The sequence below is a fragment of the Myxococcus llanfairpwllgwyngyllgogerychwyrndrobwllllantysiliogogogochensis genome (assembly GCF_006636215.1).
In the GTDB taxonomy this organism is placed as follows: Bacteria; Myxococcota; Myxococcia; order Myxococcales; family Myxococcaceae; genus Myxococcus; species Myxococcus llanfairpwllgwyngyllgogerychwyrndrobwllllantysiliogogogochensis.
On the sequence record NZ_VIFM01000368.1, the window covers coordinates 1 to 9218 of the forward strand.

General features: G+C 71.4%; 5 protein-coding genes. 4 read left to right on the top strand and 1 reads right to left on the bottom strand.

The window, feature by feature from the left end; genetic code table 11:
- The coding region (locus tag FJV41_RS45475; RefSeq protein WP_181791397.1) for a site-2 protease family protein at positions 1-734 on the bottom strand (734 nt) is incomplete at its 3' end.
- Positions 735-978: 244 nt separating this feature from the next.
- Between FJV41_RS45475 and FJV41_RS45480 the strand changes: the two genes are divergently transcribed.
- The 4 genes from FJV41_RS45480 to FJV41_RS45495 all read left to right on the top strand — a co-directional run bounded on the left by FJV41_RS45480 (position 979) and on the right by FJV41_RS45495 (position 9094).
- Positions 979-2793 carry a SpoIIE family protein phosphatase gene (locus FJV41_RS45480; RefSeq protein WP_174455709.1) on the top strand — a complete coding sequence of 605 codons (1815 nt, stop codon included), beginning with the start codon at positions 979-981 and terminating at the stop codon, positions 2791-2793.
- Between the two features lie 18 nt (positions 2794-2811).
- Positions 2812-5328: a tetratricopeptide repeat protein gene (locus FJV41_RS45485; protein WP_141648887.1), complete on the top strand. Its 2517-nt coding sequence runs from the start codon at positions 2812-2814 to the stop codon at positions 5326-5328.
- Positions 5325-6239 carry a PhnD/SsuA/transferrin family substrate-binding protein gene (locus FJV41_RS45490; protein WP_141648888.1) on the top strand — a complete coding sequence of 305 codons (915 nt, stop codon included), beginning with the start codon at positions 5325-5327 and terminating at the stop codon, positions 6237-6239. The genes FJV41_RS45485 and FJV41_RS45490 overlap by 4 nt, the downstream gene beginning before the upstream one ends.
- Positions 6240-6538: 299 nt before the next feature.
- Positions 6539-9094: a TonB-dependent receptor plug domain-containing protein gene (locus tag FJV41_RS45495; RefSeq protein WP_246137824.1), complete on the top strand. Its 2556-nt coding sequence runs from the start codon at positions 6539-6541 to the stop codon at positions 9092-9094.
- Positions 9095-9218: the final 124 nt, after the last annotated feature.

Consider the following 9218-nt stretch of genomic DNA (forward strand, 5'->3'; position numbering starts at 1 on the left):
GGGCTTCGCCCCAGCAACTGGTCGAGGGTGACGGCGCCCACCGTCGACGCGCGTCGCGGGGCCACGCGGCGAGGGGGTGAAGCGGGCTGGAAGCGGACCTCGCGGGGGAGCTGTCGCAGTTGCTCCAGGTTCATCACCCCGAACATCAGGGCCATCACCCCGACCCAGACGGTGCGCTGCCAGACGGCGAGCCCCACCATCACAACCGCCGTGACGATGCCGACGAGGTGCAGGGCCCGCTCATGCCGATACCCCTTGCGCGCTCGCACGAGCGACGCGAGCAGGTGACCTCCATCCAGGGGCTGCACGGGCAGCAGGTTGAAGAGTCCCCAGCCGAGGTTCACCCAGAGCAGCTGCCGCACGGCCATGCCCACCAGTCCGCCCTGCTCGCCCAGCGGCGTGACGACCGAGGCCGCCCACACCAGCCCGCCCAGCAGGAAGCCCGCCCCGGGGCCCGCGAAGCTCACCCACGCGAACTGGCGGTGCGTGAGCTGGTCCGTGCCCTGCGCGGTTCCACCCATCCCGTGCAGGGAGATGCTCGCGGTGGAGCCGAAGTGGCGGAACGCCCACGCGTGGCCCAGCTCGTGGAGGAGCACCGAGGCGAACACCACCGCGACCCACAGTGCCAGGTGGGCCAGCCCGGAGGCGAAGCTCCAGCCCGTCGCCACGGTCGTGAGGAAGAAGAGCGGGTGGACGCGGACGGGAAACCCGGACACGTGGAAGTGGGGCTTCATGCGTCCGGGATGCTAACCGGCGTCTCGAGCGGACGCCCGGTGAAGGTCTGGTGCTCCGCTTCGCACCGGATGTGAAGTGTCCGCCAGGCCAACCCGCGCACCACACCTCGTGGGAAGCCTCGGCCCGAGGGCCCGACGTGACGTGCCATGGGGGGCAAGGTCTCGCGAAGCAGGAGAAGTGCGCTAGAGTCGCGGCTCTTTCCCGCTCCCCGCCGCGCCTTGGCGTGGCCTTCCGGGTGTGTCCTTGTCCAGCACGAACACGCGTCTGAACCCCACACCCGAGCCCGGAACGTCCCCTGGCACGTCCCCTGGCGGCACGCTGTCGCCCGCCGATAGGACGGGCTCTCGGGAAATCACCGGCACTCGCGAGTCCACCGCCACGCGGCTGACGTCCAACGTGGGCCTGCCCCACGTCGAGGCGACGGGCACGCTCATCGCTCCGCTGGAGGCGGGGGAGCTGCCCAATGTGGCGGCCATCCGGGGCCTCCGGTTGGACCAGATCCTCCTGCTCACCACCACCGCGCTGGTGGTGGTCATCGTCGGCATGGTGGCGGCGCTGTCCGTTGCCTCCACGCAGTCCCAGTTCGAGGAGACCGCGCGCCGCTCCACCGAGCGCATCCAGGAGCAGGCCCGCGAGCTGGGACAGACGGTGGGCAGGACGCTGGCGCTGACCTCCGTCACCAACCTGCGCGACAACAACTACGACTTCCTGCAGGGCGTGGCCGGTTCCATGGTCGGGGCCAACCCCAACATCCTCCGCGTGCAGATCATCGACCCGGAGGGCGTGGTGATGGCGGACAGCGAGCCGAAGGCCGCCGATGCGCCCGACAAGCCCGCCGCCGATGGCGCTTCCGATGATGCGCCCGCCAAGCGCGTCGTCGAGCAGCGACTGGTTCAGGCGTTCTTCCAGAACCAGGCGGTGTACGAGATTCATGAGCCCATCAACTACGGCTCCAGCAGCGGCATGGGGTTGGTGGTCATCAGCTACTCGCTGCGCGCCCTCCAGAATCAGCTGGGGGAGCTGGAGCGTGACAAGCGCGCCACCATGGAGACCAACACCTGGCGCATGCTCGCCCTGGGGGTGGGTTTCGTGGTGCTGGCGGGCGTGGTCGCCGCGTTCCAGAGCCGCAGGATTACCCGTCCGCTGGGCGTGCTCACCCACAAGGTGATGCAGCTGGCCGCCGGAGACCTGGGTGCGCGCACCCAGTCCGCCACCGGCGCTGGCCGCGAGGTGAAGACGCTGGGCGTGGTGTTCAACCACATGGCCGAGCGCATCAAGGTGCTGCTGGACGACGTGCGCGCCAAGGCCCAGCTCGAGCGCGAGGTGTCCCTTGCCCGCACGGTGCAGGAGACGCTGCTGCCAGGACGAGATGCCGTGCAGGTGGGGCCGCTGCGCATCGCCGGCCTCGTCGTCACCGCCGACGCGTGTGGTGGCGACTGGTGGTTCCGCGCCGTGCTGGACGAGCAGCGGGTGGTCATCGGCATCGGCGACGTGACGGGCCACGGCCTGTCCACCTCGCTGGTCGCCACCAGCGCCACCAGCGGCTTCGCCTCCGCGATGACGCTGCGCGAGCCCACCGAGGTCAACGCGCAGATGCTCATCACCGCGCTGAACGTGACGCTGGCTAACGTGGGCCGCGGCGAGCACCAGATGTCCAGCGCCCTGGCCGTCATCGACGTGTCCAACGGCCTGGTGGACTACGCGGCGGGCGCGCACCCCAGCCCGCTCGTCTTCAACAAGCACAGCGGGCAGGTGGCCTCGCTGCCCGCGCGCGGGCCGCTGCTCGGCGCGTCCGTGACGTCGCAGTTCTCGTCCCGTCAGGCGCAGCTGCGGCCGGGGGACATCATCGTCTGGTACACCGACGGCATCACCGAAGCGCGGGACGGGGCGGGGCGCATGTACGGCACCCAGCGTCTGGCCGCGGCGGTGCAAGCCCATGCCCACCTGTCCGCGGAGGCGCTGCGTGATGCGCTGCTCGCGGACGCCCGCGCGCACAGCGCCGGCCAGCCCCAGCGCGATGACATCACCGTCGTCGTGGCCGAGTACAGCCCCGCCTGACCCCTGGACGACACCCGCATGCGCCGCACACCCCACACCCCCATGCGACGCCTCGTCCCGGCGCTCGCCCTGCTGGCCTCGCTGGCCGGCCCTCCCGCCCTGGCTCAGTACCGCCCTCCACCCATGTCCGAGTCGCAGCGGCTGGTGAAGGACGGCGAGACGGCCCAGGTGTCCGCCAGCGCCGCGAGCGCCTCCGGTGACAAGAAGGAAGCGGACGAGAAATACCGCAAGGCCCTGGCCCTCTTCGAGCAGGCCCTGGCCGCCGAGCCGGGCTCCGTCGCCGCCGCCGCGGGCGTGGGCTCCGCCGCCAACGCGCTGCAGGACTGGGCGCGCACCGTGGACCGGGTCAAGCCCGTGCAGGCGGCGAATGCGTCCGAGCTATCCCTGGCGTACCCGCTGGGCGTGGCCCTCTTCAAGCTGCGCCGCTTCCCGGAGGCGGTGCCTCTCTTGGAGCAGGTGGCCGGCGCGGACCAGGCCGAGCACCTCATCGTCCACTACTACCTGGCCAGCTACTACCTCTTCGCTCAGCAGGGCGACGCGGCGGTGACCCGGTTGCAGAAGTATCTGACGCTGCGTCCCGCGAAGCTGGCGGGCAACGACTTCCAGGTCCATGAGCTGCTGGGCCGGGCGCATGTGCTGCGCCGGGACGGGGTGGCCGCTCGCGCGTCCTTCACCCAGGCGCAGGCGGGCCGGCCGGAGTCGCCCACCGTGCAGCAGGGGCTGGCCAGCGTGCTGGAGCTGGAAGGAAAGTTGGGCGAGGCGCGGACGTTGCTCGAAGGGGTCACCACGCGCTTCCCGCAGGTGGCCGAGCCGAAGGAGAAGCTGGCCCGGCTGTACCTCGCCTCGGGCGAGGTGCCGCGCGCGGAGGCGCAGGCGGTGGCCATGGTGAAGCTGGGGGCGTCGCCCTCCGCGTACCTGCTGCTCGGTGACGTGCGGCTGGCGCAGAAGCAGGCCCCCGCCGCCGAGGAGGCGTACCGCAAGGTGCTGGAGCTGCAGCCCGGACTGGTGCTGGGACAGATGGCGGTCGGCAAGGCGCTCCAGGCGCAGGGCCGGCACGAGGAGGCCATCCAGTTCCTGGAGGCTGCGGTGCGCTCGGGCGCGAGCAGCGTGGAGTTGTGGGCGTCGCTCGGCTCCGTCAACCGTCGCGCCGGCCGCTTCCAGCGCGCGGTGGAGGTGCACCGGCGCGTCGTGGAGATGGTGCCGAGGCAGGCGTTGGGCTGGATGCTGCTGGGCGCGGACCACTTCGCCACCGGCCAGTGGGACCAGGCCATCGAGGACTACGGCAACGCGCTCCAGGTGGAGCCCACGCACGCCGGGGCGAAGCAGTGGCTGGCCCGCGCGCTCGCGCACCGTGCCCGGGACAGGGGCGGGGCGGGGCGGGCGGACGACGCCGTGCGCGACCTGCGCCGCGCGTTCGACCTGGACCGCAGCGCCCTCATGGCCCGCCGGCTGACGGCGGCGCTGATGGAGACGCGCGGCTACGCGGATGCGCGCAAGGTGATGGAGCAGGGCGCGACGCTGCCGGGCGCGACGTGGCGGGAGCAGCTGCTGCTGGGCTACGCGCGGCTGGGCGCCGGCGACGCGCAGGCGGCCCTGGAGGCCTTTGGCCGCGCGGGCAAGCAGACGGAGGAGCCGGACCAGCAGGCCGAGGCGTCGGTGGGCGCGGCGCTCGCGGAGGTGGAGCTGGGACAGGTGGACGCCGCCGTGCAGCGGCTCACCGAGGTGGGTCCGTCGCGCACGGCCGCGAGCGTGGCGCAGGCCAACCTGCCGCGCGTGCTGGTGCGTCGCGCGCTGGCCCGCCTGGAGACGGGGGATGTCGAAGGCGCCGACCGGGACCTGGACGCGGTGGACAAGCTGGGCACCGGCAAGCGCACGGACCTGACGAAGCTGGTCCTCTTCGCCCGGGGGCTGACGCGCGCGGAGGGCGGTCGCCACGCGGAGGCCAGCGCCGCGCTGAAGAAGGCCCTCACCCCGGCGCAGCCCTGGGCCTGGCCCAACACCCGCGCCCTGGCGGAGGCCTTCGTCCTCTACAAGAAGGGGCAGGTGGCGGCCTCGCGCAAGCAGCTGGCCGCCGCGTCCAAGAAGCCCATGCCGGGCCAGCCCCGGTGGCTCGCGTCGCTGACGGGCGCGCTGCACCGGCGCGAGGCCTCGCTGGCCTACGCCTCCGGCAACATGAAGGGCGCGGAGAAGGCCCTCAAGGCCGCGCTCACCGCGGAGCCCGAGGACGTGCTGCTCCAGCACAACCAGGCCTGCGTCGACTGGCGCAAGGGCAAGTCGTCCGAGGCCCTGGCCACGTGGCGTCGCCTGGAGCCCGCCGTCTCCGTCGCCTCGCTCAACCTGGGCATCGACGCCCAGGAGCGTCGTCACGAACCGGCCGAGGCCGTGGATGCCTGGCGCCGCTATCTCGCCTCCGGCCCCGGACCGCGCCAGGCCCAGGTGCGTGAGTGGAAGGAACGCCTGCAGAGCCTCCATGGCCTCGCCGAGCCCTCGGGCGCGGCGCCGACCGGAGCCACCGCGGAGGAGACCACCCCATGAAGATGCTCCGCTTTGTCCTGACCAGCCTCGCGCTGGCCCTCTGCTTCGTCACCCCCGCTGGCGCGGCCCCGAAGAAGGCCACGCTTGGCGTCTTCCTGGCCACGACGCTGAGCGACGGTCAGGAGCGCTTCCAGTACGCGGAGGCCCTGGCCGCGAAGCTGACCGAGGCGATGGACCGCCCGGTGGCCGCCAAGAGCTTTGGCCGCTACGAGGACTTCTCGCGCGCCATCGCCGATGGGCTGGTGGACTTCGCCGTGGTGGAGGGGTGGGCCGCCGTGCAGCTCGGCGCCCGCGCCACGCCACTGGCCTGGGCGTCCCGTCCCGGCGAGTCCCAGCAGCGCTGGGCCATCGTCTCCACCCACAAGGGCGTGGTGAAGGACCTCGCCGGCAAGCGCCTGGCGTTGGTGAAGGGCGCGGGGCCCGCGGATCCCAAGTTCGTCACCCACGCCGTCCTGGGAGGGGACCTGGACGCGCAGCGGCACTTCAAGCTCGCCCCCGTCCCCAACGTGGAGTCCGCCCTGAAGATGCTGGAGGCCAAGGGCGCCGAGGCGGCCCTGGTGCCCATGTCCCACGTCCCCAAGGACAAGGACCTGCGCATCCTCTTCCGCAGCGCCCGGCTGCCGGGGGCCGTCCTGGTCGACCTGCGCAACCACAAGGCGGCGCTGGACGCGGCCCTCGGTTCCGTGGGCGCCGTGGCTCCTTTCGAGCCCTTCGCCCGTGTCCAGGGTAAGGACTTCGAGGACTTCCGACGTCTCGTGACCCAGGGTCCGCCCCGCCGCCAGCCCGTCTTCGCCGACGCGCCGGACCTGCGCGTGGACGCGGAAGTCCTGGTCCGCGCCGAGGAACTGGGACCCTCCCTCCCGTCCTTCGCGGGCGACCTCGCCGTGGCCGCCGAACAGCCGGATGACTGAATTGACGCAACCTTGGACGCGCCAGCCCGAAACACTCTTGAGTTTCAGGGAATGAGAATCACCGACTTGGCCCAGCAGGTCCTCTGGGGTAGCTTGTTTTCCTACGGCGCGAGCGTGCAGGTGAGCGAATTCGTCCAAAGACCGATTGCCCTGGCGCCGCGCCCGCCAACAGGGGCGAACAGGACCGCGGGGGCTCCTCCCATTCCGCGGATGTGAGAACGATGCACTCGAAAGTGTCTGCTGATCCGCTGCGAGGTGCGGTGGGAGCTTACGCGGGGCGCCAAGGTAACCGCGCCGCCATGGTGGTGTCCGTCCTGTTCTTCGCGCTGGCCCTGGCCCATCCGTCCGTGGCCCAGGCCCAGGCCGCCGACGCCGCGGCCGAGTCGCCGCCGAAGGTGAAGCGCAAGAAGCGCGTCGCCGCGCCGGGAACGAAAGTCCCAGGAGCGACGAAGACGCCCGCGACGAAGCCCCCGCGCTCGGCCAAGAAGCCCCCGAAGACGCGCAAGTCCACCAAGCCCGTGGAGGCGCCGATCCCCGACTCGGAGATTCCGGTGCTGGGCGCTGGCCCCGAGACGGATGATCCGTCCCAGGGTGGAGAGTCCGTCACGGCGGAGCCGCCGGTGCCGGTCGCCCCCGCGCCCTTCGTGGAGTCCCCCCCAGCGAGTCCTCCCGCCGCTCCGGTGGCGAGCCCCACCGCGACCACGCAGGATCCGCTGGGCACCCCGTCCCCTTCGCACGGGGCGGTGCTGCCCGCGACGACCAGCGAGCCGCACGCGCCGGTCGCCACCGACAACGTCCCCATCAGCGCGCCCTTCGCCCAGCCCACCACGGACCGGCCCATGCCGCCCCCGTCCGGACTGGCGAGCCTGCCCGGTGAGGACCCGCTGGGCGGCGCGGATGCCCTGGAGGAGTCTGTCAACCGCGTGCTGAGCGAGGCGGTGGTGTCGACGGCCTCCAAGCGCAAGCAGCGCATCGCGGACGTGCCGCTGACCGTGTCCTGGATTCCGGCCGAGGAGCTGGAGGGCACCGGCCAGTTCTCGCTGTGCGAGGCCATCCAGTATTTCCCCGGCATGGAGTGCCGGCGCGGGTCCATGCGCAAGGCGGCGGTGAGCGCGCGCGGCCTGGGCTCCAACTACCTGTCCAACCGGCTGCTGCTGCTCAAGGACGGCCGCCCGCTGACGGACCCGTGGACGGGCCAGTTCTACGCGGACGAGACGACGCCGCTCGTCAACCTCAAGCAGGTGGAGGTCATCCGGGGCCCGGGCTCCTCGCTGTACGGCTCCAACGCCTTCAGCGGCGTCATCAACATCATCGAGCGCCAGCCGGCGGACCTCATCGCTCCGGGACGCAACGTGGGCGCCGAGGCGCGCATCCTCGCGGGCCAGGACCAGACGTGGCGCCTGCACGGCAACGTGGCCGGTCGCGGCGGCCCCGTGGAGGCGCTGCTGGGCTACTACGGCTATGGCTCGGATGGTCCTCAGCTCTTCAATGACCCCGCCACGGGCCTGGTGGACACGAACCAGGACTCGATGGTGCACCAGGTGAACGGCAAGGTGCGCGTGGGGCCCCTGGCGCTGGACGCGGACTTCACGGACGCGACCATTGGCCGCCCGGGTGGCTCGCACACGCAGATCTCCACCGTGGGCAACTGCGGCCGGTGCCACTACACGCCGAACGACGAGGAGTCCGTCCAGAACTTCAACGCCTCCGCGCAGGTGGACCAGCAGGTGACGGACAGCCTGCGCCTGTTCGGTCAGGCGTACGGCTTCTTCAAGCGCCGCGACGTGGTGCTGGAGAACGCCTTCGGTGGCGACCCCACGCGCGCGCTGGGCAAGCGCCGCCGGCTGGGTGGCGAGGTTCGCGCGCTGTACTCGGCGGGCCCGGTGTCGGTGACGTTCGGCGGCGACGTGAAGCTGGACCAGGTCAACGTGCCCAACGTGCTGCCGGGCCTGTCCATGGATGACACGAAGCAGACCATCCTCGGTGGCTTCGTGGACGCGGAGTACCGGCTGACGGAGCGCCTGGTGCTGAGCGGAGGCGCCCGGTATGACCGCTACCAGATTCCCGAGGTCGTCTGGCGCGAGCGGACCGACCAGATCTCCCCGCGCGCCAGCATCGTCTTCCACGCGGTGCCGGAGCTGCTCACGCTGCGTACCAACTACGGCCGCGCCTTCCGCGCGCCCACCCTGGCGGAGCTGGCCATCAACCAGCAGATGTACGCGTCCACGCTGGTGGGTAACGCCGAGCTTCGCGCGGAGACGCTGGACACGTTCGAGGGCTCCGTGGACTTCTGGCCCTTCGACCGGCGCGTGCGCCTGACGGCGACGGGCTTCTACAATGTGGCCAAGAACTTCATCAATCAGGAGCTCGTCTTCGGCTCGGTGTCCCAGTTCCGCAACATGGGCGACGCGCGCATCGCCGGCCTGGAGCTGGAGGCGGCGGCGCAGATTCCGTCCATCAACTCGTCGTTCGACGTGGCCTACCAGCTGCTCGACGCGAAGAACGTGCCCTTTGACGACAGCCCGGAGACGCCGCTGGACTACGCGCCCACGCACCGCATCTACGCGCGTGGCCGCACCAACATCGGCAAGGTGGCCTTCGTGGAGCTGTACGCGCTCTTCGTCGGGCCGCGCTTCGACCCGGGCTTCCAGGTGGACGAGGCGACGGGCCTGCCCACCTCCCGCGTGCAGCTGCCCAGCTACCTCACGGCCAGCGCCCGCGTGGGCTTCAACGTCTACGACGGCATCTCCGTGTCGTTCCTCGGCTCCAACCTCTTCAACGCGGCCTACGAGGAGTCTCACGGCTTCCCCGCGCCGCCCCAATCCTTCTTCAGTGAAGTCAAGGTACGCTATTAGGCACCGCGTTTGAGTACCGCTCCCCACCTGGAGGCCGGGGGCCTCCTGCTGATCGCAGATGCATCCCTGCCCGCCACCGCGCTCGAGCAGGCGGTGCCTCTGCTGGCACAGGGTGGGGTGGGTG

What these genes read in the sequence shown, in the direction of transcription:
- FJV41_RS45485 (WP_141648887.1), top strand. Translation starts at nt 2,812, where the DNA reads ATGCGCCGCACACCCCACACCCCCATGCGACGCCTCGTCCCGGCGCTC.
- FJV41_RS45490 (WP_141648888.1), top strand. Translation starts at nt 5,325, where the DNA reads ATGAAGATGCTCCGCTTTGTCCTGACCAGCCTCGCGCTGGCCCTCTGC.
- FJV41_RS45495 (WP_246137824.1), top strand. Translation starts at nt 6,539, where the DNA reads ATGGTGGTGTCCGTCCTGTTCTTCGCGCTGGCCCTGGCCCATCCGTCC.